Annotated in this window: 22 protein-coding genes; 3 read left to right on the plus strand and 19 right to left on the minus strand. The window is 41.7% G+C overall.

From position 1 onward, the window contains the following. Nucleotides 1-85: 85 nt before the first annotated feature. Entirely contained in the window at nucleotides 86-886 is an 801-nt protein-coding gene (gene proC / locus ACYSNU_RS03940; RefSeq protein WP_461735907.1) for a pyrroline-5-carboxylate reductase, read from the plus strand. Nucleotides 887-955: 69 nt separating this feature from the next. Here the strand turns inward: proC and ACYSNU_RS03945 are convergent, their stop codons facing one another. Further along, nucleotides 956-1594, minus strand: a complete 639-nt coding sequence (locus tag ACYSNU_RS03945) for a YczE/YyaS/YitT family protein (protein WP_461735908.1) — start codon at nucleotides 1592-1594, stop codon at nucleotides 956-958. A 274-nt stretch (nucleotides 1595-1868) separates the two neighbouring features. Further along, a complete protein-coding gene (locus tag ACYSNU_RS03950) occupies nucleotides 1869-2810 on the minus strand; it encodes a 2-dehydropantoate 2-reductase (RefSeq protein WP_461735909.1) in 942 nt (313 codons plus the stop codon). 149 nt (nucleotides 2811-2959) lie between these two features. Here ACYSNU_RS03950 and ACYSNU_RS03955 point away from each other — a divergent pair, with 149 nt between their 5' ends. Beyond that, on the plus strand, nucleotides 2960-3856 hold the full coding sequence (locus tag ACYSNU_RS03955; protein ID WP_461735910.1) for a LysR family transcriptional regulator: 897 nt from the start codon (nucleotides 2960-2962) through the stop codon (nucleotides 3854-3856). Between the two features lie 40 nt (nucleotides 3857-3896). Here ACYSNU_RS03955 and ACYSNU_RS03960 read toward each other — a convergent pair whose 3' ends face one another. From ACYSNU_RS03960 to ACYSNU_RS03990, 7 genes are all read right to left on the minus strand, one after another. After that, nucleotides 3897-4949, minus strand: coding sequence for a PTS sugar transporter subunit IIC (locus ACYSNU_RS03960; protein WP_461735911.1), 1053 nt, complete (start codon nucleotides 4947-4949; stop codon nucleotides 3897-3899). A 172-nt stretch (nucleotides 4950-5121) separates the two neighbouring features. Next, nucleotides 5122-6456, minus strand: a complete 1335-nt coding sequence (locus ACYSNU_RS03965; RefSeq protein ID WP_461735912.1) for a dihydrolipoamide acetyltransferase family protein — start codon at nucleotides 6454-6456, stop codon at nucleotides 5122-5124. A gap of 25 nt (nucleotides 6457-6481) precedes the next feature. Next, a complete protein-coding gene (locus ACYSNU_RS03970; RefSeq protein WP_461735913.1) occupies nucleotides 6482-7468 on the minus strand; it encodes an alpha-ketoacid dehydrogenase subunit beta in 987 nt (328 codons plus the stop codon). 31 nt (nucleotides 7469-7499) lie between these two features. Next, a complete protein-coding gene (locus tag ACYSNU_RS03975; protein WP_461735914.1) occupies nucleotides 7500-8486 on the minus strand; it encodes a thiamine pyrophosphate-dependent dehydrogenase E1 component subunit alpha in 987 nt (328 codons plus the stop codon). Nucleotides 8487-8503: 17 nt separating this feature from the next. Next, nucleotides 8504-9916 (minus strand): dihydrolipoyl dehydrogenase, encoded by a 1413-nt coding sequence (gene lpdA, locus ACYSNU_RS03980; protein WP_461735915.1) that lies wholly within the window; start codon nucleotides 9914-9916, stop codon nucleotides 8504-8506. Between the two features lie 26 nt (nucleotides 9917-9942). Further along, nucleotides 9943-11013 carry a butyrate kinase gene (buk, locus tag ACYSNU_RS03985; RefSeq protein WP_461735916.1) on the minus strand — a complete coding sequence of 357 codons (1071 nt, stop codon included), beginning with the start codon at nucleotides 11011-11013 and terminating at the stop codon, nucleotides 9943-9945. A 115-nt stretch (nucleotides 11014-11128) separates the two neighbouring features. Then, a complete protein-coding gene (locus ACYSNU_RS03990; RefSeq protein ID WP_461736165.1) occupies nucleotides 11129-11962 on the minus strand; it encodes a phosphate acyltransferase in 834 nt (277 codons plus the stop codon). A 487-nt stretch (nucleotides 11963-12449) separates the two neighbouring features. Between ACYSNU_RS03990 and ACYSNU_RS03995 the strand changes: the two genes are divergently transcribed. Continuing rightward, on the plus strand, nucleotides 12450-12821 hold the full coding sequence (locus ACYSNU_RS03995) for a hypothetical protein (RefSeq protein ID WP_461735917.1): 372 nt from the start codon (nucleotides 12450-12452) through the stop codon (nucleotides 12819-12821). 263 nt (nucleotides 12822-13084) lie between these two features. Here the strand turns inward: ACYSNU_RS03995 and ACYSNU_RS04000 are convergent, their stop codons facing one another. From ACYSNU_RS04000 to ACYSNU_RS04045, 10 genes are all read right to left on the minus strand, one after another. After that, on the minus strand, nucleotides 13085-13978 hold the full coding sequence (locus ACYSNU_RS04000; RefSeq protein WP_461735918.1) for a LysR family transcriptional regulator: 894 nt from the start codon (nucleotides 13976-13978) through the stop codon (nucleotides 13085-13087). Between the two features lie 108 nt (nucleotides 13979-14086). Beyond that, a complete protein-coding gene (locus tag ACYSNU_RS04005; RefSeq protein ID WP_461735919.1) occupies nucleotides 14087-15196 on the minus strand; it encodes an alpha/beta fold hydrolase in 1110 nt (369 codons plus the stop codon). Between the two features lie 16 nt (nucleotides 15197-15212). Beyond that, the gene (locus ACYSNU_RS04010; protein WP_461735920.1) at nucleotides 15213-16409 is read right to left on the minus strand and encodes an MFS transporter; all 1197 of its coding nucleotides are present in this window, start codon (nucleotides 16407-16409) and stop codon (nucleotides 15213-15215) included. 1 nt (nucleotide 16410) lies between these two features. Further along, a complete protein-coding gene (locus tag ACYSNU_RS04015; RefSeq protein WP_461735921.1) occupies nucleotides 16411-18009 on the minus strand; it encodes an acyl CoA:acetate/3-ketoacid CoA transferase in 1599 nt (532 codons plus the stop codon). 87 nt (nucleotides 18010-18096) lie between these two features. Next, nucleotides 18097-18819, minus strand: a complete 723-nt coding sequence (locus ACYSNU_RS04020; protein ID WP_461735922.1) for an SDR family oxidoreductase — start codon at nucleotides 18817-18819, stop codon at nucleotides 18097-18099. Between the two features lie 171 nt (nucleotides 18820-18990). Next, entirely contained in the window at nucleotides 18991-20550 is a 1560-nt protein-coding gene (gene rny, locus ACYSNU_RS04025) for a ribonuclease Y (RefSeq protein ID WP_461735923.1), read from the minus strand. A 335-nt stretch (nucleotides 20551-20885) separates the two neighbouring features. Next, the gene (locus ACYSNU_RS04030) at nucleotides 20886-22319 is read right to left on the minus strand and encodes a hypothetical protein (protein WP_461735924.1); all 1434 of its coding nucleotides are present in this window, start codon (nucleotides 22317-22319) and stop codon (nucleotides 20886-20888) included. 3 nt (nucleotides 22320-22322) lie between these two features. Continuing rightward, nucleotides 22323-22877 (minus strand): sigma-70 family RNA polymerase sigma factor, encoded by a 555-nt coding sequence (locus tag ACYSNU_RS04035; protein WP_461735925.1) that lies wholly within the window; start codon nucleotides 22875-22877, stop codon nucleotides 22323-22325. Between the two features lie 262 nt (nucleotides 22878-23139). Then, the gene (gene recA / locus ACYSNU_RS04040; protein WP_461735926.1) at nucleotides 23140-24186 is read right to left on the minus strand and encodes a recombinase RecA; all 1047 of its coding nucleotides are present in this window, start codon (nucleotides 24184-24186) and stop codon (nucleotides 23140-23142) included. 127 nt (nucleotides 24187-24313) lie between these two features. Then, nucleotides 24314-25552: a competence/damage-inducible protein A gene (locus ACYSNU_RS04045; RefSeq protein ID WP_461735927.1), complete on the minus strand. Its 1239-nt coding sequence runs from the start codon at nucleotides 25550-25552 to the stop codon at nucleotides 24314-24316. Nucleotides 25553-25697 lie beyond the last annotated feature (145 nt).

A 25697-nucleotide genomic window follows, 5' to 3' on the forward strand; every position in this document is an offset into this window, starting at 1 on the left:
TTGCTAAAAAGCCAGCTGGCAAATGACAAAAACTTGAGCAACAGGTATCATAAAGAAGAACCATTAACTTAAAGGAGGATGTGCAATGAAAATTGGATTTATCGGTGCCGGCAATATGGCCCAAGCAATTATTCATGGTTTAATTCATAAAAAAGTGGTGGCCCCTGAGGAGCTTTTTATTTCCGCTGGCCACTTTAGCAGCGCTGAGGCAGTAGCGGAAAAAACAGGTGTCGTTGCCCTTAAAAAAAATACGGAGGTCGTTGATGCCACCGATATTATTATTTTGGCAGTCAAGCCAAATTTACTCGCCAAGGTTTTACCAGAAATCGCTCCGAAACTTTCCCCAGAAAAAACCCTCGTATCGATTGCTGCTGGCGTCAGCCTGGCGAGTTTAGCAGAGCTTTTGGAAAATGACAGCCAGCCGCTGATTCGAGTAATGCCGAATGTTAATGTCAGCGTCGAAGCCGGCGTCAGTGCTATTTGCGGCAACGAGCAGGTCCCGGCAACAGTTTTAGCAGCGGTCAAAGATTTATTTGGAGCCGTTGGCGGAGTCTATGACATTGCCGAAAAAGATTTCAGCACCTTTGTTGGGTTAGCCGGCAGTTCCCCAGCCTATGTTTACATGTTTATCGATGCCATCAGCCGGGCCGGTGTTTTAAACGGAATGCCCAAAAAATTGGCCACCGAGATTGCCGCCAAGGCTGTGCTAGGTTCAGCCAAGCGCCTTTTGGAGGGCGAAGAGTCTCCGTGGGATTTAGTCGATCAGGTTTCCTCCCCTGGCGGCACTACCGTTGAAGGGGTCGTTACCTTGGAGAAAGCCGGTTTTATTCCGGCTGTCATCGAAGGCATTGATGCCACCATCAAAAAAGATCAAGCCATGTCATAATTTTCAAAAAAATAAGCACGCTACACGAATTAGGCAATTAACCCAATTCATGTAACGTGCTTTACTAATTTATTCCTCCAGCTCTGCTACAGCCGGACTTAATTTTTCTTGAATTTTATTGCTGACATTTTCGTTAAACCACTGGACCAGCGGACCTGTCAGTAAAACAATCGCCAACGTGCCAATCCCAATGGCACTGCCGGTGAAAAAGGCCACCACCACACAAAAGGCATCCGTCATAATTCGGCAAAGGCGAAAAGGAATGCCGATGCGTTCCGGCAAGAAAATCGCCAACGAATCATAAGGGGCGACTCCTAAATCGCTAGAAATATAAAGAGATAGCGAAAAAGCCATCAACAATAAGCAGGGTATCAATAAAATGAGGCTCACCACCAGACTCGGGCTCGCAAGCTCGCTTGTTTCAATTAGCATCAGGAAAAAGTCTGAGATAAAAGCCAGCAGCGCCAAATTCATCAAAGAGCCCCAGCCAATCGTTCTGCGGGCAAAGATAAATTGAAAAATAAATAAAATCAGATTGACACCCAATTGCGCCACGCCATAGCTCAGCTGGCTAACTTGAGCCAACCCAATATTCATCGCTGAAAATGGGTCGGTCCCCAGATTAATAAACCGCAAGACTGCTATACAAAAACCTAATAAGATATTCCCTGAAATCATCATAAACAAATTAACTCTAGTCATCCGCATCACCAAAATTCTCCTTAGAAAGATTCACTGCTCTAACCATAAAAGAATTTCAGCCATTTGTAAAACGCTTTTTTTACTTTTTTTGATAATTTTAGGTTTGTTATTCTGAAAAATTGCTAGGAAACGTGAAGGTGCAAGTCTTTCGTTAACCTTGAGGAAATTCTGATTGCCAGCATCACTCTTTTTCCTTCATTTGAGAAACTTGATTCAACTAAAAAGCACCAGCAACTTACCTAAGTCACTAGCACTTTCTACTTATTTAATTGAATTCAATTTATTTCGCTTTTAATAATTGTTCCTTAGCGTGAACTAGCTGGGTTAAAAACAGACAATAAGGTGTTGCGATGCCATGTTCCTTGCCTTTTCTGACAATTGTGCCATTGATGTAATCAATCTCTGTCAAACGATGGCTGATAATTAAATCCTGATACATCGAGGGATGATGCAGGCCGATGGTTTCCCGATCATAGCAAGCCTTCACTTGAGCTAAGACCTCATCTTGATCCAAAGGAATGCCTTGCGCTTGCGCCACTTGATAAAATTCCCCCACAATACTTTCGACAATCGGATCAGCCACAGTTGTGTCACCAAAATCAGCCATATTGCTGTCTAAAATTGTACATAGGCCGTTCATTGTGCCATTGATGCAGGCTTTTTTATAGATGGAAGCCATAATATTGTGGGAATATTTAGCATTGAGCTGTGCATCATTCAACACTTGAATCACAGCAGCAGCGCCAGCTTCACCAACTGTCCCTAAATTGGTCAGTTCCACTCCGCCTGCGCCAAATAATTTAACCTTGCCGGGACCCTCAAGCTCCGCCGTCCACATAGTATTGCCTAAAAGAATATTATCCAGTGGGACATATTTTTCAATGATGTCCTCATGACCAATTCCGTTTAGCAAACATAAAACCTTAGTGTGGGCGTGGATGAGCGGTTTAATACTTTGCAGCATTCCGTCTAATTGCATCACTTTGGTAAAGACAATGACTAAATCAGCGGCGAAATCAACAGCGCCGGCATCCCTTTGATTGTATATCGGAATCTCTGCCTGCACTTGTTCTCCATTTAAATTGGCTTGCAGCCCAGCTTTTTTGATAGCCTCAATATGGTCAGGCCAGCCATCAATCAAGATAACATCGTTTTGGGCTTGGTGCAGCATTAAGGCAAAGCGGCTGCCCATGGCTCCTGCACCGGCAATAATAATTTTCATGTTGTCACTCCTCAGTTTATCTCAAATATAAAAAAATCAGTCATGTCTTTCGATGGAGCTAAAATTAAAGCTGAAATTCTGATAAAATAATATGTATACTAAACCTTTAAAATTTTCAATAGAAATACTCTAGGAATGGAAGGTGCCCCATGAACATCCAACAATTGAAGTATTTTATAGAAATTGCCGACACCCATAGCATGTCGGCCGCCGCCAAAAATCTTTTCGTGACTCAGCCAACCCTTTCAGTGGCATTAAAAAAAATGGAGGCAGAGCTGCAAACCACCCTCTTTACCAACAACAAAAATATTTATCAGTTAACCAGCAGCGGCTTATACCTTTATGAAAAAGGTAAAACCATTGTCCAGCAGTTTGACCAGCTAATTCTAGACGTCCAAAGTATGGGTGGCCAAGGGGATGCTAAAAAAAATAAAATCCGGCTGGGGATTACGACGCTATTTGCCGTCCAATTTATGAAAGAGCTTTCTTACTTTTTAGAAACGCATCCTCAAGTAGATTTGGTTATCAAACAAAATGGCTCCCATTACCTGCAGGAAAAAATTGTGCAGGAGGAACTGGATATTGGGCTGGTTTCTTACCCCAATCTTTTTCCGGATCAGATAAATTTTGAAGCTTTGGATACCACTACGAGGGGCTACCATGTGTATGTAGTCGTTCCAGAAACAAGTCCACTGGCAGTCCACGAAGAGCTGATGTTTCCTGATTTAAAGGACCAGCGTTTTTCTTCGCTGACAACAAACTTCATGCTGGGGCGTTTGCTCTTGCAGCGGGCAAGCAAATTCGGCTTTGTCCCGAATATTGTGTTGTACAACGACGATTTGCAGGTATTGCTCCACAGTTTACAAAAAAATGAATCCATTTGTATTTTACCAATCGAATATCGCGAAGTCGGTAAAAGTGAAGGCCTCAAATGGATTCCTTTAAAGGATAAATATAATTTTTTCCCAATTGGCATTGCCCTGCGTAAAGGTGCCAACATTTCGACAGACATCACTGACCTCATTGATATTATCAAAGATAATTGATTTTACCAAATCTGGCGAATTATTTTTCTTAAGGTCGGTCTTAGCCTTGATATTTGAAGACAACGCTGCTGTCATAAAGCTTCAAGATTTTCTCAAATAGAAATTTTGCTAACAAGCCCGCCGCAATGGGAATTACAAACCAGGCAAGTACTAACAGGGCAAGATTGAGACCGGCATCTAAAGAAGCTAGTGGTCCGACTAATCCAACTAGGCCAAAACCGGCTGATTGTGGCGTACCGGCAATTTCAAATAAAGCCACCGGTATCGCGGAAATAATCGCCGTGAAAAGGACCGGCAATAAAATAATCGGATACTTGAACAGATTTGGCATCATCATTTTCATGCCACCTAAGGCCACGGCCACTGTCACGCCGGATTTATTGACTTTCCAAGAATTAATCACCAAGACAATCGTCGTTGCGGCGATGCCCATCGCTGCAGTCCCAGAAGACACGCCGCTCAACTGGATAGCTAAGCCAATCCCCACTGTCGTGATGGGTGAAATGATTAAGGTAGCAAAGGAACAGGCGATTAGCACACTCATCAGTAGCGGTTGGAAATTAGTGAAATTATTTATCAGATTGCCGATAATTACCGTAATCTGCGTAATGATGGGATAGGTTAGCATGCCTGCAAATCCTGCCCCAATGCCGACAACAATTGGCAGGGCAATAATTTCGACTGAGCCAAAGCGGTTGCCGATTGCCATCACCATTAAGACGGCAATCGCCGCTGTGATGATGGTATTGATAATGTCGCCAGTTCCCGAGGCAACAAAGCCGTTGATATCTGAATTGAACTGAACCACGCCGGAGCCGACAAAAGCGGCGCCGCTCACCGTCATCATTTTGGTGGGTGCTAAATCAAATTGTTTGGCAATCATCGCCGCCATAATCAACGGTGTTGCTAATTGAAAAATCAAGCCGGCATTGATAATCATTTGAATCGCCGTTACCTCTGAAAAATATTTTAAAATTGCGCCTAACACCGCATTAGGAATCAGCGCAATGATGGTACCTTGGGCCGTCCCAGCTAACAGTTTGTTAAAAAATATTTTGACGGTTAGCTTTGGACTAGCTGCTTCGTTTATCATCATCGTTCCCCCTAGTGAACATTTAACATAGTCGTTTAAAAATGGGCTTCGCTTAAGTTATCGAGCTTGTGGCACCCATTTTCAAACTCCTATTTGAAGGTCGGTAGCTTTTGTCAGACAGATTGTTAAAAATTATGGAACTGAATCTTTGCGTTAGTTTTGCTGCCAATTTTTAATAAACGGCAGCTTCATCATTGAACTTGGCTAAATTATCTTTGATATCCTTTAAGAATTGTCCCGCCTGTTGACCGTCTAAAATTCGGTGGTCAATCGACAGACAGAGATTAATCATGTCGGCAAATTTGATGCCGCCATCAGCTGACGGCACTACCCGTTTGACAATTGATTCCACCTGTAAAATCGCCGCTTGGGGATAATTGATAATCCCCATTGATTGAGTCGAACCGATACTGCCGGTATTGTTGATTGTGAAGGTCCCCCCCTGCATATCTTTTGATGCCAGCTGATTGCTGCGGACCTCGGTGGCCAAACGATTAATTTCTTTAGCTAAGCCGGCTAACGAATAATTATCCGCTTGATGAATGACCGGGACAAATAAATTATCTTCAGTCGTGACTGCAATCGACAAATTAATATCTTTGTGGTAGATGATATTCCCTTCTTGCCATGAGGTATTAACCTTAGGATTGTTTTTCAGCGCTTGGACAACCGCTTTGGCAAAGAATGGGAAGTAGCTTAATGAAATGCCTTCTTGTTCTTTGAATTTATCTTTCAGGCTGTTCCGCAGTTTGACAATATTGGAGACATCCACCTCGACCATCACCCAAGCATGGGGAATCTCATTGACGCTTCTGACCATCCGTTTAGCAATTTCTTTGCGCACTGGATCGGCTGGAACCGTCACATCGCCTTGTTCTGAAAAAGAAATCGGTTCAGCTTTTGGTTTTGCTGCCGGCGCTGGTGGTTCTTGCGCTGGTTTTGGTGCTTTTGAGGAGACTGATTCAGCTGATTCGGTTGGCGTTGTTGGTGTGTAATTCAACACATCTTTGCGGGTTATTCGGCCGTTGGCACCGGTCCCTACGATATCTTCTAAATTAATATTTTTTTCCTGGGCGATATGCATAACGGCTGGTGAATAGCGTTTTTTTCCACTGCTGTTTGCTACTTCTGGCTTCGCTTCAGTTGGCAGTGGTGCTGTCTTTTCTGGTTGTTGCGAAACGGTTGTTTCTGATTGCGATGCTGCTTCTGGTTGAGCTTTTGCTTGTTGAGCCTCTGGTGGTTGAGTTGCTGTTGTATCAGCTTCTCCAGCGACCTCAATCGTCATCAATGGGGTACCGATTGGCAAATCGCTATCCAATTCAACTAAAATTTCCTGAATAGTTCCATCAAAATCCGAGGGAATTTCCGTTGAAACTTTATCGGAAATCACTTCCATTAAAGGATCATATCTTTTCACCTGATTGCCAGGCTTCACTAACCATTGGGTAACAGATGCCTCGGTCACGCTTTCTCCTAAACTGGGCATCAGGATTTCTTTAATTGCCATAACTTATTTCCTCCTTACGCCATTTTTAGAAATGGGCTAATTCTCTCATCGCTTCTGTCACTTGCTCTTCATTGACCAAAAAGGCTCTTTCCAGCGGTAAAGCGTAACTCATGCTTGGTGCATTTGGTCCGCCTAAACGTTTAATCGGCGCATCTAAATCAAACAAAGCATCTTCAGCAATCATCCCGCCGATTTCGCCGACAACACTGCCCTCGCTATTGTCTTCTGTCACTAATAAAACTTTCCCGGTTTTCTGCGCTGCCGCCACTAAAGTTTCTCGGTCTAGCGGATAAAGGGAACGGACATCGACAACGTGGGCCTGAATGCCTTCCTCAGCTAATTTTTCCGCTGCCGAAATAACATATTGTAACATCATGCCATAGCTGACGACCGTAATGTCATCGCCTTCTCTGATGACATTGGCTTTGTCAATCGGCACAATGTAATCATCCTCAGGCACGTCAGCCTTTAATAGGCGATACAGCCGCTTGTGTTCATAAAAAATCACAGGGTCATCAGAGCGAATTGCCGCCTTAATCATCCCTTTTGCATCATAGGGATTTGACGGAGTGACAACCCGCAGACCAGGTTGTCCAAAGAAAATTTTTTCCGTAGATTGGGAATGGTACAGGCCTCCCCGCACGCCACCGCCATAAGGTGCTCGGTAAACAATCGGTGCTGTCCAATCGCCTTTAGTCCGATAGCGCATCGTCCGAGCTTCTGACAAAATTTGATTGGTCGCCGGTAAAATATAATCAGCAAATTGGAATTCGCCAATCGCCCGATAGCCTCTTAAGCCAAGGCCCACTGCTAACCCGCCAATCAAGCCTTCTGTCAAAGGTGTGTTAAAACAGCGCTCATCGCCAAAACGAGCCGCTAAGCCCTTCGTTACACCGAAGACACCACCCTTTTCGCCGCCAACATCTTCCCCGAAGATGACGACTTTTTCATCTCTGGCCATCTCTTCTGAAATACCCAGGTTAATCGCTTCTAAATATGTCATGTTCGCCATGTTTAGTTCCTTCCTTTCTCACTCTCTCGTCTTAATTACTTGCGTAAACTTCATCCAGCAAGCTCGACGCTAACGGATCAGGCATCTTCTCTGCTTCATCAGTTGCGGTGTTGACTTCCTCTTGAATTTCTTGTTCAATCTCTTCAATTAACTCAGGCGTTAGGTAGCCCTCTTCAAGTAATTGTTTTTGGAAAATATGAAGAGGATCCTGCTTTTTCATCAACTCAATTTCTTCTTTTGAACGATAGACTGACTGATCGTCATCAGAGGAATGAGAAGTCAAGCGCTCCACCGTCAGCTCAATTAATTTAGGTCCTTTGCCGGCACGGGCCTCGGCAACAGCTGTTTTAAAGGCTAAATAAACTTTAGCGAAATCACTGCCGTCAATTGTTTCGCCGCTAAAGCCATAGCCCTTCGCCCGGTCCGAAAAATTCCCAGCGTATTGTTGTTCTATAGGTACGGAGATTGCGTAGCCGTTATTTTCAATCACAAAAATTAATGGCAAATTTTTAACGCCGGCAAAATTCATCGCTTCTTGCACTTCCCCTTGATTGGCCGAGCCTTCGCCAGTGGTGACCACCGTTACGAAATCTGCATTTTCTAAGCGAGCGGAGTAAGCGACGCCGGTCGCAATCGGCATTTGAGTACTGACAGTTGAAGAACCAGAGACGATGTGATGGGCCTTTGAACCATAGTGGTTGGGCATCTGCCGACCATGGGAGGAGGGATCTGCTTCTTTACCAAAAGATCCTAAGAGAATATCTTTGGCGGTCATCCCCCAAACCATACTGGCGGTCATGTCCCGGTAATAAGGTAAGAAATAATCTTTTTCCGGAATAAAAGCCAATGACATAGCAACTTGCGCAACTTCGGCCCCTTGACCGGAAATATTAAAAGATGTTTTACCAATGCGGGTTAATTGCCAGAGACGTTCATCTAGCCGGCGCCCCCGCACAACATATTTATAGGCTTGGATAATTTCCTCTTTGCTTAAATCAGTTTTCTTGATTGCTTCCATTTTTATCAACCTTTCTGCTATTTATGGATGGCTTTTCCGTAAGTATCTAGGGCCGCCTCTTGAATCGCCTCGGAAAGTGTCGGATGCGGGTGGACTGCCTCGCCGATTTCAAAAGGTGAAGCATCCAGATAAAGGGCGGTGCTCACTTCAGAAATCAAATCGGTAGCGTGGGGACCAATAATAGACACTCCCAATAAATCATCCGTATCTAAATCTCGAATCACTTCAACAAAGCCCGCCTTTTCGCCGTAAACTAAAGATTTGCCATTTCCAGAAAAATTAAAACGGCCAAATTTGACCTTTTTATCTTCTGGTAAATTCTCCTTCACATAACCAACGCTGGCAATTTCCGGATTGGTGTACACAGCCCGAGGCACGTTTTTATAATTTAGTGGCTCAGTCTTTTGCTGCAATAGATGACTGACTGCCAGCTCCCCTTCTTTCATCGCAACGTGGGCCAGCTGCAGCGTATCGATACAATCGCCAATCGCGTAAATGTGGCCTTCCGTTGTCTGATAATGCTGATTGACCTCGATGCCTTTCTCGTTGTATTTTACAGAAGTATTTTGCAAGCCTAGTCCTTCAACATTAGCTGAGCGACCGATTGCCACCATCACTTTATCGACCAGCAGCGGTTCCTGCCCGTCAATCGCAACTTTGACTTTTCCCTCTTGAATTTCTGCCTCTGTCACCTTACTCTTAAGTAAAACTTTGATGCCCTTTTTGCTAAAAGTTCGTTTCAACTCTTTAGAAATCGTAGCGCTTTCATTAATCAACAGCCGATCGAGAAATTCGACGATTGTCACGTCGACTCCTAAACTATTTAATAGCGAAGCCCATTCAACGCCAATCACGCCACCGCCGACAATTACGATACTCTCTGGTAAATTTTCCAAACGCAGCATACCGTCTGAGGACAAAATATTTTCTTCATCCAAAGGTAGATTCGGCAAAGTTTTGGGACTGGAGCCAGTTGCTATAATCACATTTTTCGGTACGATAATTTCTTCTTCCTGACTCTTATCATTAAAGGTCACCGCAATAGCACCGGAAACTGGCGAGAAAATCGATGGGCCTAAGACAGCTCCTGTTCCCTTCAACACACGAATTTTATTTTTCTTACATAATTCCTCCACACCTTGATGCAGCTGATTGACAATCCCTTGTTTGCGCTCTTGCATCCTTTGGAAATTAACCACCGCGGTCTCGACCTGTTCGATACCGAATTCCCCTGAGCGTTTTATTGTGTCGTAAACTTCGGCACTTCTCAGTAAAGCTTTAGTCGGAATACAGCCGCGATGCAAACAAGTTCCACCTAATTTATCCTGTTCAACCAATACGACATTTAAACCGGCTTGAGCTGCTGAAATTGCTGAAACATAGCCACCAGTTCCGCCGCCTAATACTAATAAATCTGTTTGTTCTGCCACTTTACCTCACTCCTATTTTTTGTGGTCTACATCTGACTGTACTCTAAAGGGTCTTCCTCACCAGCCAAGACTCTATTGGCCCCTTCATATAAGGCCTGCATTTCCATCTCACCGGGAAACTTCAGCACTGGCGCTAGCCAATCAACATATTCTGTAATGACATTGCCGACATATTCAGAATGAATCAGCCCGCCAGTTAAAATAATGGCATCCACCTGCCCCTTAAAGACGGCCGCCAATTCAGAAATACTTTTGCCAACTTGGTAGCAAAGCCCGTCTAAGAAAAATTTTGCATCTTGATCCCCTGCATCAATTCGTTTTTGAATTTCCCGCACATCGGTTTCCCCTAGATAAGATTTAAGTCCGGCCTCACCAGCAATTAATTTTTTGACTTCAGCTAAGTTCAGCTGCTTGCTTAAAATAAATTCAGCAAATTCAACTAGCGGCAGCCCGCCACTCCTTTCAGGTGTGTAGGGCCCTTCTCCGTCTAAGCCGTTGACGACCTCCACCATTTTTCCTTGCTGATGGGCGCCAATACTAATGCCGCCCCCTAAATGGGCTACAATCAGTGAACTGTCTTCGTAAGTTTTGCCCAGCTTTTTGACTAGCTTGCGGGCCACTGCCTTTTGATTGAGGGCATGGGCCACACTGCGGCGCTCAATTCCTTTTAAGCCGGAAATCCTTGCTAAGGGCTGCAGTTCATCGACAACTACTGGATCGACAATAAAAGCGGGAATCCCTAACGTCTTGGTAAATTCATTGGCTAAAATTGCGCCGAGATTGGAAGCGTGGGTATTGTACTTTTCTTCCCGCAAATCCGTTAACATTGCTTCATCCACGCGGTAAGTCCCGCCAGGAATTGGTTTTAATAAACCACCACGACCGACAACCGCCTTTAACTGATCCAACATGTGCTGATCTTTAACAAACTCTAAAATCAGCTGGTAGCGAAACGCAATTTGATCCATCACCTGAGGATATTGCGCTAGTTCTGACACACTATGGCGCATCGTTGTTTCTGCAATTAGTTGATTTTCACCATAAATGGCAACTTTCGTCGAGGTTGAACCAGGGTTAATAACTAAAATGGCTTCCATAAGATTCTCCTTTTTTTAAGGCTTACAGTAACAGTGAATGCTTAAAAACTACTTTAAATATTTTTTTGATTGGCATTGGATTCATGCCTGTTAATCTTAAAAAATGACTCAAAGACTACTGCTGTTGAACTTGCTTAACCGCAAACTCTAGTGAAAAAAGCTTAGCTTCTGGTGAATCGCTTCTTGAAGTTAATACGATGGGAATTTTGGTTCCGACAATCGTGCCGCCAACCTTTGCGCCAGCATACATCGTCAGGGACTTATATAAGCTGTTGCCAACATCAATCGTCGGCACAACTAGGACATCCGCATCCCCCATAATCGGGCCTTGATAGTGTTTGTGCTGAACCGATTCCTTGGACAACGCCAGATCAAAAGAGATTGGGCCAAAGACAACGCCATTCTGTTTATTCTTAAAATGCTGTGTCACCTCTGCCGCTAAGACCGAAGAAGGCATTTTAGGATTAAAGTTTTCTGCGGAACTCAAGAGGGCAATCTTAGGCTGACTAATCCCAATCTGCTGAGCCACTTCCTCCACATTTTCGACAATCCCAATCATCGTTTCTTGATTGGGAGCGATATTCATGGCACTATCGGTTAACAAAAAAGATTGCTGAGCTGCCGGCAAATCAATCAAAGCCACATAAGAAATAACTTTCCGCGTTTTCAACTCATGTTTTTTCTGTAAGACTTCTTTTAACAGGGTATGAGTCTGAATAATTCCCTTGAATAAAATTTGAGCTTGACCTTGTGCCACCAAGGCCACCGCTTTTTCAACGACTTCTTCCTCACTTTGACAATGATGATATTCCCACAGGCTCTCATCAGCAATATTTTCCTTTGTATCAAATACAACAAATTTCATTTCAGCGGCAAAATGCTGCTGGGCATTTTGGACCACTTCTAAAATCTCCGGTTGAGAACCACCAGCAATCGAGACGACAATCATTTCGGTCACCCTTTCTTTAATTTCCTGCTGTTAATCTTAACTTACACCATTTTGTAAGCGTTAACAAATTGTTATTATTTATTCATTTATTAAAAAAATTAATACCAAAAAAGTTAGTTTTTGAGAAAAATATGAAAAGCTTTTACAGCAGTGGTTCCCCTTTGCTAACTTGGCTATAGTCAGAATATTCACTAAATAAAAACCGCGAAAAAGAAAAATATTTCACATAATTTTTTCGATAAAATCCTATTTCAAAGGTAAAAATAAATTGGATTGTGAATTTTGTTAAAAGATTAAACGAAAAACATTTTTTAAAATCCACAAATATTTTCATGGATTTTAAAAAAAGAATTTTCATTTTCAGCATGATTTTTTTGCCAGACAACTTTTTGGGTTGGAAAAATCGAACAAGTCGATTTCTTGTTATTTATAATAAAATAGGAGTAAAGTAAAGGTGAGATTAAACTAAAAAAACGAGGGTGATTAAATGTTAGATGTACGAGGTTCAATTAATAATTTAAAATGGAATACCGAGCATCATTTTCTGCATATCCAAGCGCAACATGAATTTATCAGAATCTGGGCGATTCAATTTGAGCTAGGCTACACAGATTTTCGCACCATTCAAATGGCGCTGCAATTAGATGGTAAAATTGATTTATTGAAACGCTTTGCCAAAGCGTATGATGCTGTTTATCGCTATGAATACAGCTTTGTCAAAGGTGGCTTAGAGGGCTTTAACCAAGAATTCGGTGATAAACTTGCCGATTACGATCAAGCTCATCAAACATTGCTGCAAATCATCGATGAAATTTCGCAGTTCCAGCCAGCGCCGGATGAGGATAGTAAGTTGATATAGTGCAATTCATATTTGATTTATTACTTATGTATTGCAAAGTATCGGGGTTGTGTCACAAATTTTGTAGATGTAATTTTTAAAATATATTGTATTTTTTGTGTAGTCCATTGAACCCGCAAGAGAAAAAAGGCTTGTTCTTGCGGTTCAATGGACTTCGTCGCAAATCTATAATATCTTGTAGCCTTATCAAACAGTTAATTTATAAAAAAACACTTCTATATTACTGACGTCTCAGCCATTTGTTTTATCTTAAAATAGTGCTTTTACATTTTTTTAAACCAATCTCTGACAAACGTCATAAAAGCTAGTCTGGCAGGGGTCATTTCCATGTTTTTCTTGTGGGTCATAATAATTTTCCAGTCAAAGGTTAATTCTACAGGGATTGAGATCAGTTCCTCTTTTCCATAAATATCCACAATGGGCGTCGGCAAAATGCTAATTAACTCTGGATTATGAATAATCATGTTGATCAACAAGTCCCATTGCTTACTTTTGAAAACTATTTTAGGATTAATTCCATGTTTTTGAAAACTTTCCATAATAACATGATAGAGCTGGAAATCTTCATTTAAAAGAATTAAGTTTTCATTCACTAAGTCCTCTAAAAGTAACGGTTTTTTTTGGCTAAGAGGGTGCTTTTTGTTGATAACTGCTGAAATTGTACTTTCTACAAGAATCTCCTTTTCAATCTTGGGGCTTTCGAAAGGCTCAATTAAAACAGCGATATCGACGCCTCCTTCTAAAAATTTGTTTTTTAATTTATCACCACCTAGTTCAACTACTTCAAACTCGATATTCGGATTTTGCATAGGGAAGTTGGAAATCACTTCATAAAAATAGACTGTCAAGATTACCGGCGGAATGCCAACAATGACTTTACCTGAATGACTAGTAGTAATCTCCTTTAACCTATTTTCAAATTCATTAACAGATAGTAATAAAACCGCAATTTCCTTTCTAATCTCCTCTCCTTGCTTGGTGATTTCAAGCGTCCTACCCCTTCGGTGAAACAGAGAGACTTGGTGTTCCGCCTCAAAATCTTGAATACTTTGAGTCATCGCCGGCTGAGAGATAAAGCATTTTTTTGCTGCTTTACTAACGCTTTTCATACTCAAAACAGCATAAATGTAATCTAGTTGTTTAAGATTGATACGCACTTGAACACCTCTTTCGTCCTTTGGCTATAAGAATATTGTACCCTAAAAAAAACAAAAAAATCTCAAAAGCTAGCAAAATTGTTAGCCTTTGAGATAAAATATTTGCTATTATGAATGTAAAAAATCGGCAACATCTTTGGCAAATAGTGGGCTTTCAAGAACGCCAGCCATATGGCCTTTATTACTGTCAATTTTGACTAATTGAGCCTCTTTGCCTACCCCTTTTAAGTAATCTACCATTCTTTCGTTAAAAACTGTTTGCTGAATCATGTCCTGTACGCAAGAGATCATCAGTACTTTAGAAGAAATCCGATCAAAAGCTGCTTCTAAACTTTCGTATCCATGGGCTACATCATGCATCATCGTTGCTCTGGAAGTGTAGTACCAATGACTTGCATCCATCAATGGTAAGTTAACTCCCACAACTTCTGCCAAAGCTTTTTCATAAGAGTTTGGCGTATGAATATTTTTATAAGGCTCATCATCAAAACTATCCCGAGGGTAAGTTTCCTCATAAAAAGTACCCGAAAAAGCGCCAGTGTTCATCATCTGTACTGCCAGCTCTAAGCCTTCTAACGGTTGCTGATCATCTTCGTAATTTCCGTCATGCCAGTTTTTGTCCATGGCAATAACACGCATCGCATGTTGTAAAACACTAAAGGAAGTTAGCACCGGATTTTGTGGATTTGTAATGACACCGATTACGCGTTCGACCATTTCTGGAAATTCAACAGCCCAAGACAGGGAAATCATTCCGCCAGCTGAGGCCCCCATAACAGCGTACAGTTTCGTAATACCTAACTGACTAATTAAAAATTCTCTTTGGATCCCTGCGATATCTTTAAGTGTATACGCTGGAAAATCAAGCCCCCATCGCTTACCAGTTTCAGGATTGATTGACCGTGGTCCAGTCGTAATGACGTTAGGATTATGGTACTGCACGTTCGCAAGGTTATCTGTACTGATAACAAAGAATTTATTGGTATCTACAGCCTTCCCTGGCCCGATCAACTCATCCCAGTAGCCAGGAATTAGGTCCTCTTCAGTATATTTTCCAGCCGCATGACTAGATGCGCTAAAATAATGGGAAACTAAAATGACGTTATCCTTCGCCTCATTTAAAGTCCCATACGTTTCATAACCCAACGTCACTGGGATTTTAAATCCATTTTCTAAAATATATTTCTCTAAATGAAATTGCTTTTTTTCAACTAACATTTGTTTCCTCCCAAACTTATTTTGTTTTTCCGGTTTCCGGCATTAAAAATGATCCAATAAAGAAAGACAAACTAGCAATTACCGCTAAAAGTAACCCGACTTTAAATCCAGCACTATCAATGACAACCCCAATAATATAGTAAAAGATTGTCTCAAATATATACGAGAAGGACCAAAAGATTCCCATGATTAAAGTTAATTTTGATGGTGTCATACCTGGCAGCTCTTGTGGGATAGTCATCAAAGCTGTCATTGGTAAAAACATTAGAAAGCCGACCAACGCCGCTGCTATTAAGGCAATGGTGCCAGATTTTGTCAACATCATTAATAGGGCACAGAGTGTCATAAAAAGACCTGACCATCTGACCACCGGCAACCTTTTGGTAACTTTTTTAACAACACCAATCCCTACAGCTGAACCGGCTACTCCAGAAATTGCAACTACTGTACTCAATAGCTTCGCATCAACTGCTGCACTATTAGAGATTGGAAAGACAGTTAAAATGACAATATATAAAGTTAACAAACCAGCATAAGTAAAAGGAAAAGCAAAGGTAAATTTTTCTTTTAAAGCTTGTCCTAACGTATATTTTTCAGCAACTTCATTGGCTCCGCCTTTATTCAATTCAAAATCTTCTCCAAAGATTAACCATAAAACCAATAAGACCATGCTGCAACCGGCAAAAAATAGCATGCTGTTTTGCCAGCTAACAAGCCAGTTGCTAATCGGCACTACAATCGCCATTGCTAAAATGCTCCCAATATTATAAGCAGCCGCATTGACTCCATTCACAACAACCCGTTTTTCTGGTGAGAAATAATTTAAAACAATCGGACCGAAATAAACAACAAACAAGGCACCACCAAATCCCATAATGAAGCGGGCTACTACAAATAGCCAATATTGTGGTGATAAGACTCCTAATACACTACCTCCGACAATTAAAAAGGAGGCTAAAGCAATAGCTTTTTTAGGATATAATTTCACCAAAATCCCTGCTGCCATCAAGTTCCCAATAATTTTTGCAACAGTAATTGCATTTGAAATAAATGTGGCTGATGAAAAAGATTCGAGATTAAAATAAGCCATAATTTGCGGTGTTAAGGTAGTCCCAGCAATCCAATTTACTGCAAAAAATGCATAACTCAAAAACATAATTATTTCAATAATGTACCGCCTAGAAGCCATTCTTTTTTCAGTTGTCTGTTCCATATTACCCTACCTCTCTTTGATTGCCTTTCAAATTTAAGTGCATTAATCCTTGATTGAAAATCGCTGTATCCATAACTTTTAAGTGTGCTGAAACAATCGGTTTAAATGCCATCTGATCCAGAATGTCCTTTTCTAAATCGATTCCCGGAGCTACTTCGATTAACGTCAGTCCTTCTTTTTTTAATTCAAAGACAGCCCGTTCTGTGACATAGTACACTTCTTGCTCCAGTTTACGGGCATAGGATCCGCTGAAAGTAATCTGTTCCACAACTGATACAAATTTTTGTTTTTCTCCCTCAACTAGGATTTTCAAATGCTGATTTTTTAGTTCATATTGGACATTTTTAGCAGTAAAGGTTCCCACAAAAATGACTTTTTTAGCAGTTTGAGTAATATCAATAAAACCACCCGCTCCAGCAATTTTAGGTCCAAATTTTGAAACATTAACATTTCCTTGTTGGTCGGTTTCTGCCATCCCTAAAAATGCTACATCTAAGCCACCACCATTGTAAAAGGCAAACATATCACTTTGCTGAATAATTGCTTGTGGAAAAATGGAGCTGCCAAAATCAAGATTACCTTGAGGCGTGCCCCCAAAAACTCCAGGTTCTACTGTCGGAATAAAATAATCCTCTTGATTCTCCTCACTCAAAACCTCCGCAACCACTTCAGGCATCCCAATACCATAGTTCACAACATAATCGGTGTCAGGATTAAGAAATTTGGCCGCCCTCCTAGCAATGACTTTTCTAACAGTCAATGGTGTTACTGAAACAGTATCTACCTTTTCTTTAACTCCCGCAGATATAAATTTGGCATTGAAAACTGTGTCAAAGGTTTGCTGATGATTAGCAGCCTCTTGAGCTATAACAACATAATCTACACAAACCCCTGGTATTGCAATCGATTTTGGATCCAAGCTTCCCCTCGCACGTCTTTCTTTCACTTGTACAATTACCTTGCCACCATTATTTTTAGTTGCTAAGGCCATTGGCAGTACCTCCAAAAGTAATGGTTCTTCCGCAAAAGAGATATTGCCACTATCATCTGCATAAGTACCTTTAAGTATTGCTACATCGGGAAAAATTGTCTTATAAGCTAAGCAGGTTTCCCCTGCTAAAGAAATTTTTTCAACTAGATTTTCGGTTGTTACATCATTTAACTTACCACCAGAATATTCAGGATCAACAAAAGTTTCTAGGCCAATATGTGATAGATGCAGCGGCCTCTTAGCTGCGGCATCCCGAAACATTTGTGAGATGACTCCTTGAGGAAAATTATAAGCTTCCACTAGATTTTTCTCGACCAAAGGCTGAAACTTCGGCACTAAGCCCCAATGTCCGCCGATAATTCTTTTTAGCAATCCCGGACTTGCATAATGATTTAGTCCACGGTCCCCCTTATCCCCAATTCCTGCCGCATAGGCCAAAGTCAGATTTTTTGGATGTCCAGTTTCCTGATAATTTTTTTCCACAGCTGCATGAATTTCTTCTGCCACTCCAGTTCCAATAAAACCACCAACGACTAATGTATCTCCATCTTTAATTAAGCCAGCCGCTGTCTGAGCATCAATGAAATTCACTTTTCCTGAAGCTCCCATCACTACTTCACCTCCGTATTTTACTCTCTAAATCGATTTCTATCTCGGCGCCTGAGAAAGAGTCAGATTCTTTAAAAATTTGTCCCTTTAAATTCGCATACCACCATCGACAGACAGAACATGTCCATTAACAAAAGATGCTTGATCACTCGCTAAAAATGCAACTGCCTGCGCAATTTCACTTGGTTCAGCTAATCTTTTAAGTGGATTTTGAGCCTTCAATTGCTCCAAAATTTTTTCTGGAACAGTCTGAACCATTTCAGTATTTACATAACCTGGCGCCACCGCATTCGTGCGAATATTGGCGCCCTTCCTAGTAAATTCCTTAGCCCAAGTATAAGTTAAGCCAATAACTCCAGATTTCGTAGCGGCGTAATTACTCTGCCCGATATTTCCATATATACCAACGATAGATGATAGGTTGACAATGGCACCTACCCCTTTTTGCAACATGCCTTCAACTACTTTTTGAGTTACTAAAAAAGTTCCTTTCAAATTAACATCAATTACAAAGTCCCAATCTTCTTCGTTTAACTTATTAAGTAATTTATCTCTCGTGACACCAGCGTTATTAATTAGGATATCAATTCCTTCTTCGTTATTTAAAATCTCCTGAACCCCTTGATTGACTGATATCTTGTCTGTGATATTCACCTTTTTTTGAACAAAATTCGGCAAATCTGGACCAACTTGAACGTCAAAAGAATAAACTCTTTTTGCACCTTCAGTTAAAAATAACTTTGCAATTTCAAAACCAATGCCTGCAGCGCCACCTGTGACTAAAATTACTTTCCCTGTGAATCTTCCCATCATCTCTCGCTCCTTTTTGTATCCGCTTTCATTTATAGTATACGTGACATTCTCTACTTTGATAAATACATATTATCAATTTTAATATAAGTACAGCTTATATTAAAAATAAAATTTTTTCCAAAAAAAAATCACACAGCCCGCAAGCTGTGTGATCTCGATTTGTACAAGTTACTTCGCATAGTCCGTTGCCCGGGTTTCCCGGATAACGGTAACTTTGATATGGCCTGGGTAATCCAAGTCGTCCTCAATTTTCTTGCGGATGTCACGGACCAAGCGGACCGCATCCATATCGGAAATTTCTTCTGGTTTCACCATGACGCGAACTTCTCGTCCTGCTTGAACAGCAAAACTGGATTCGACTCCAGGGAAGCCGTTGGAAATGTTTTCCAAGTTTTCTAAGCGGCGAATGTAATTTTCTAATGATTCGCTGCGGGCACCTGGCCGCGCTGCGGATAGTGCATCGGCTGCCGCTACCAAAACAGAGATGATTGAAGTGGCTTCAACGTCTCCGTGGTGGGAAGCAATTGCGTTGATGACTACCGGATTTTCTTTGTATTTTGCGGCTAATTCAGCACCGATTTCAACGTGGGAACCTTCAATTTCATGGTCAAGAGCTTTACCAATGTCATGAAGTAAGCCGGCACGTTTGGCTAACTGAATATCTTCTCCCAATTCGGCTGCTAAAACTCCGGAAAGCTTGGCAACTTCAATGGAATGGTTTAAGACGTTTTGTCCGTAACTTGTTCTGAAGCGTAGACGGCCTAAAATCTTGATTAAGTCAGGATGCAGGGTGTGGGCGCCGACTTCAAAAGCCGCTTGTTCGCCGTATTCACGAATCCGTTCATCCATTTCTTTACGAGATTTTTCAACCATCTCTTCAATCCGTGCCGGGTGAATCCGACCGTCTTGAATTAATTTTTCCAAAGTCATCCGGGCAATTTCCCGGCGAATCGGATCAAAACCAGAAAGAACAACTGCTTCAGGAGTATCATCGATAATTAAATCGATACCCGTCAGCGTTTCCAGTGTGCGAATATTCCGACCTTCACGACCGATGATGCGACCTTTCATCTCATCATTTGGTAATGCCACCACGGAAACTGTGGCTTCTGACACTTGGTCAGCGGCAGCCCGTTGAATGGCCAGTGAAAGCAAGTTCTTCGCTTTACGATCTGATTCTTCTTTGGCACGCTGTTCAGCATCCTTCACTCGCACGTTGATCTCATGATTCAACTCTTCCTCCGTTGACTTCATAATCAAACCGCGGGCATCTTCTCTCGATAGAGCAGCTACCTGTTCAAGTTTTTCCTGCTGTTCAGTGATTAAGTTTTCTACTTCTTTTTCTCGCTCGTCAATTAATTGCTGTCTAGCACCAAGTTTCTCTTCTTTGTCTTCAAGTGAGTTTTCTCGTTTTTCAAGAGAGTCGTCTTTACGGTCTAAAGACTGTTCTCTTTGAAGCAAGCGATTTTCTTGTGTTTTTAGCTCTTGTTTGCTCTCCTTCAACTCACTTTCAATTTCTTGTCGATACTTTTGGTTCTCTTCTTTAGCTTCTAACAAAGCTTCTTTTTTCAGGGTTTCTGCTTCCTTTTGGGCTCCCTCAAGGATACCCGTCGCAGAATTTTTCGCTCCAGCGATTTCTTTTTCGTGCTTAGATTTCGCTAGATAGAATCCTAAAGCCAGACCGGCAATTAAACCGATGATAGCGAGGAGAAGGCTAATAAAGTCCATGTACTCCACTCCCAAACTATCTTTTTTTATTCATAAAATCGTGTAGCTTTTTTGATAAATCTCTTCTTATCAATATGCCTACATGCATAAATAGTGCCTACTGACACATAACTTTATTCTAATGTTTGTCTTGGCAAGTGTCAACTCAATTTCCTGCTTTTGCCATAATGCCAATGGCAAAGAACTCGCTAGCTAAAATCTCCAGCATCTTCCAATAGCGGCTAACCATTTTCTCCCCTTCAACCGCCTACCATTAAGAATGAAAAAAAGTGCTGACATGCAAAAAAACTGTTCTGCAAAGGAATGTATTCTCTGCAAAACAGTTTTCTCTTCAACTAGTTTACTTGAACTTCAACTCCATTAATGATTAAAGCTTCAACATCATCAATATCTAAATACTCACCAAAAATTTGGACGTCTTCAGTTTTTTGGTAGCTGACTACTGTTAATGAGTCGCCATAATAATAAGGAAGCTCCTGACCATCCTTCATCTGTACTTGAATGTCCAGTGGCAATTCTTCTGCCGATAAATCTTCCTTCGTTTGCAAATCAGAAACAAAGCTTAGGCTAATACCCGACAATTTTACATCCTTTAAAGCGACTTTGTAGCCGGCAGAAGTAATTTCCACATCACCGAGTTCAACTGTCGGCAAACTTTGCGGTTCTTTTAACTTAATCGCCCAGTCTCCTGTTTGATAGACTTCATAATCAAGGCTTTCAATTTTTAAATCATATTGGCTTAGCTCATCTTGAGGTAAATCAAAAACAAGCTCCTCATAATCACCTCGCCCAGTCTCGTTATTGTGGGTGCCATAATCAATTCCAAAACTAGCAATCTCATTAATCTCTTTTCCAGTTGTCTTATTGACAAAAGAAACGAAGGTATACTGCCGTTGGACAGTGTTTGGTGCTTTAATTTGTAGATGCAGCAAGTCATCTTTATAGGCAATGTTAGATAGACTGACCTGCTTTGCTTCGGAAATCACCGCCGTCTTTTCCTCTGGCAACAGCATTTCTGCTCCCAACTCCTCCAGGGTGAAGCCATATTCTTTTTCTAGCTCAGGTATCATGCCGCCACCAAAACCACTTCGTTCTGAATCTTTAGTCCAAGTGGCATCCTTGGTTAAATATTGGGACAAATCAACCTCCACTATCTCATTGTTTTCCACCTGTCGACTAGAAAAACTATTCAGAGCGAAGGCATAATTGTTTGCTCCTCCGTCAAAGGTATCAATCGAATGGACCATGATGGTCGCCGTTTTCGTATCTGGATTGTAATCAACCACCTGAGCGTTACCGCCGCCGTTCATCTGCCAATCATTTAAAATCATGTCGGCACTTAGACGGTCCCCCGTCAAATCTGTCAGCTCCGCTAAAAAATGGGTGCTGTTAGTGTCCCGGAAGCTAGCCAAAGCCCGCAGCTCTAGACCTTGGTCACTGACTGTCTCCGTCAGTTTATCTGTATTAAGCAACATTTCCTCTGCTTGGTTGCCAAATAACCGATAATAAATGCTAATCAAACGGTCCGCCTGAGTAAAGGCGGTCAAAAGCATTAAGGACGCCGCTGCCGCAATTAGCCAACCAATTTTTTTGTGTTTTTTCTTTTTATGAAGAACTGGCGGGTCCGCTAATGTATCCCGCTGCTCCATGAACCGCTGTTGTATATTTTGAAAATTATCCTCAGTAAAAGTCTCCGTGTAACTCAAAAAATCATCCAGCTGTTCATCTGTTAAATGTTCTAAAGGAAGCTCATTCTTTTTGTCAGTCATTTTTTACACCTCTTTCAAATATTCACGGTCACCTAAAATTCGCTTGAGCTTTTGTTTGCCACGATATAAAAAGTTGTCCACTTCCTTTGACGAAAGCTGCATCCGTTGCCGAATCTCCTTAGGCTTTTCTTCATAAAAGAATCGGCGAATAATTATTTCCTTGAAAGGTTCTTCTAACAACTGAATTGCACTGTACAATTCCGACCAATCTTCCTCCGCCAGCGCAACAGCCTGCTCCTTGGCTTCCTGATTGTCAATCAACTGCAGCACATTTTTCTTTTGGTTTTGGCGATATTTATTAATCGCCAGACTTTTCGCCATCACAGCCAGATAACTTTTCAAGCTACCTTTGCTGGGATTAAATTTCTCTGGATACTGCCACAGACGAATAAAGACATCACTGACGACCTCTTCAATGTCCATCGCCGAAAACCTGTTCTTATCATTTAAAACGCTGGCAGCAATCGCCCATAATAATTTTGTATAATACTGCATGACCAGCTGATAAGCTCTTTCATCATGCTCAAGTAAACCTAAATAAAGCTCTTCTTCCTTCATCTTTACACCACGCTTCCCTTTTCTAATAATACAAAGAAAAAGGTTAAATTCCTCAACTTTAGGAAAAATTTCTTAGCTGAACATAAAAAAAAGGAACAAAAAGCTTTGCGTTACCTCGCTTTCTGTTCCTTGATTTTTTTCTTATAAAACAAGCAAAAGCCATGGTATTCATAGCTTCTAACTTCTTAAAATTTTTAAATCCCATTAAGTAAATAAAAAACTGAGTAAGGTGTCACCATCCTACTCAGATTGTTTGTCATTATTAGTCTAAAGGCAATTCTTCTTGGCCTTCTTCAACTGTTTCCTCGACTTCGACCGGCTCACCGATGCCATAAGCTGCCCGCACTCGTTCAGCAATTTCTTGCATCATTTCTGGATGTTCCATCAAGTAAATCTTGGCATTTTCCCGACCTTGACCAATCCGGTCGTCTTTGTAGCCGTACCAAGCGCCGCTCTTATCGACGATATCTTTTTCAACGGCCATATCCAGCAACTCGCCTTCTTGAGAAATACCCAAGCCGTACATAATATCAACTTCCGCCACTTTAAATGGCGGTGCCACTTTGTTTTTCACCACTTTAATTTTCGTGCGGTTTCCGACAATATCGGTTCCTTGTTTTAATTGTTCAGCTCGGCGAACTTCTAAACGAACCGTTGCGTAAAATTTCAACGCCCGGCCTCCAGGAGTTGTTTCGGGATTTCCGAACATCACGCCGATTTTTTCACGAATTTGGTTGATGAAAATGGCGATGGTTTTCGTCTTATTAATTGAGCCGGATAATTTCCGCAAGGCTTGTGACATTAAACGCGCTTGCAAGCCGACATGGGTGTCTCCCATTTCCCCATCGATTTCCGCACGGGGAACCAAAGCGGCTACCGAGTCGATAACCACGATGTCAATTGCACCACTGGAAACTAAAGCGTCAGCAATTTCTAGACCTTGTTCACCAGTATCTGGTTGTGAAAGCAAAAGGTCATCAATATTAACACCAAGTTTTGCAGCGTATTGGGGATCTAAAGCATGCTCTGCATCAATGAAGGCTGCAGTGCCGCCTTGTTTTTGAACTTCGGCGATTGCATGCAAAGCAACCGTCGTTTTACCAGAACTTTCTGGTCCATAAACTTCAATAATCCGGCCGCGGGGATAACCGCCGACACCTAAAGCAACATCCAACGCCAATGAACCGCTGGGAATCGTTGCGATTTGCTGGTCAATTTTTTCCCCCAGCTTCATGATAGAACCTTTACCATAATTTTTTTCAATTCTTTTAAGTGCAGCATCTAAAGCCGCTTTACGATCATCTGCCAATCGAAAATCCTCCTTATATAAATTCAACAAGTAGCTTGTCTATAACTATTTCAACTGTATTTATCATAGCTGTTTTACTGCAAAAAAGCAAGAAAAAGGCGAATGTTTGTTCGCTTTTTATTTTTCCTTATAAAGCGGCCCGCCGAATCAAATCCAAGCCCCGCATCACAGCACTGTTGCGAACATAGGAGCGGTCTCTCGTGAAGTGATATTTTGTGGCAACAGTGGGCTGATTTTTTTGCGCCAAAGCAATCCAAACTGTTCCTGGCCGTTGATTTTCTAATTCATCGGGCCCAGCTACACCTGTAAAGGAAACTGCAAAATCACTGTCTGCCAATTGCAATGCAGACTCCGCCATGGCTGTCGCACAATACTCGCTGACTGTGCCAACCTCCGCTAATTTTTCAGGATCCAATCCTAAAAATTTGACTTTGGTTTCTGGCGAATAGGTGACAAAGCCACCTTTAAAGACTGTCGAGACCCCAGGGATATCTCCCAATGCTGCTTGAAATTCACCCGCTGTCAAACTTTCTGCGGCTGTTACGGTCTTCCCTTTGGCCTTTAATAACTCTACGACAACTTTTGCTAGGGAATTGTCGTCACCATAGCCGTAGAAAAATTTTCCGACACGGGCTTGAATCACCTGTTCCATCTCATCTATCAGCTGTAGTGCCTGAGCCTCATCCGCTTCTTTGGCGGTAATTCTCAAAGTCACTTCATTGGGTTTAGCGTAAGGTGCCAGTGTTGGATTCGTTTGTGCTTCAATTAAATCCGCCAGCTCGGTCACCAGCGCTGACTCACCGATGCCAAAAAAGCGCAGTACACGGGAATACAATTTTTCTCTTGCTGGAAAAACTTCCCTCAAAACTGGTGCCGCCATCTGCGCAAACATTGGTTTCATTTCACTAGGTGGTCCCGGCAAAAGTAAATAGCTTGCAGAAACCCCTTGATAGAGACAACCAAGAGCTAGGCCAGTTGGATTTTGCAGGGTGATGCCATTTTGAATAGTTAATACCTGCCGCAGATTATTTTCTGTCATCTGGCGCTTACCGGCTGCAAAAAAACTTTCCAAATGCGCTAACCCTTCTGCATCTTGAACTAAAGGTTCCTGCACATGAGCCGCCACAACATCCTTGGTCAAATCATCATCCGTCGGGCCCAAGCCGCCGCACAAAACAACTAAGTCGCTGCGCTGATCGGCTAATTGAATCATCTCCTCAAGTCGCTTAGGGTTATCACCGACAACCGTATGGTAATAAATCTCAAAGCCTAATTCTGTCAATGACTCTGAAAGATAAGTCGCATTGGTATTGACGACCTGACCTAATAATAATTCTGTGCCGACAGCAATTATCTCTGCTCTCATAAGTTACTTCCTCTTCTCTATAAACTACGCATTTGCCTCGTAAATATTTTAGCACAGTTTCAATTATGCCGAGAAAAATTAACCCGAGAATCAAAAATTTTTTTAAGAAAATCAGATTTTTTTCGAATTGCAGCATTTTCTGGTA

Source organism: Enterococcus sp. LJL120 (genome assembly GCF_054871765.1).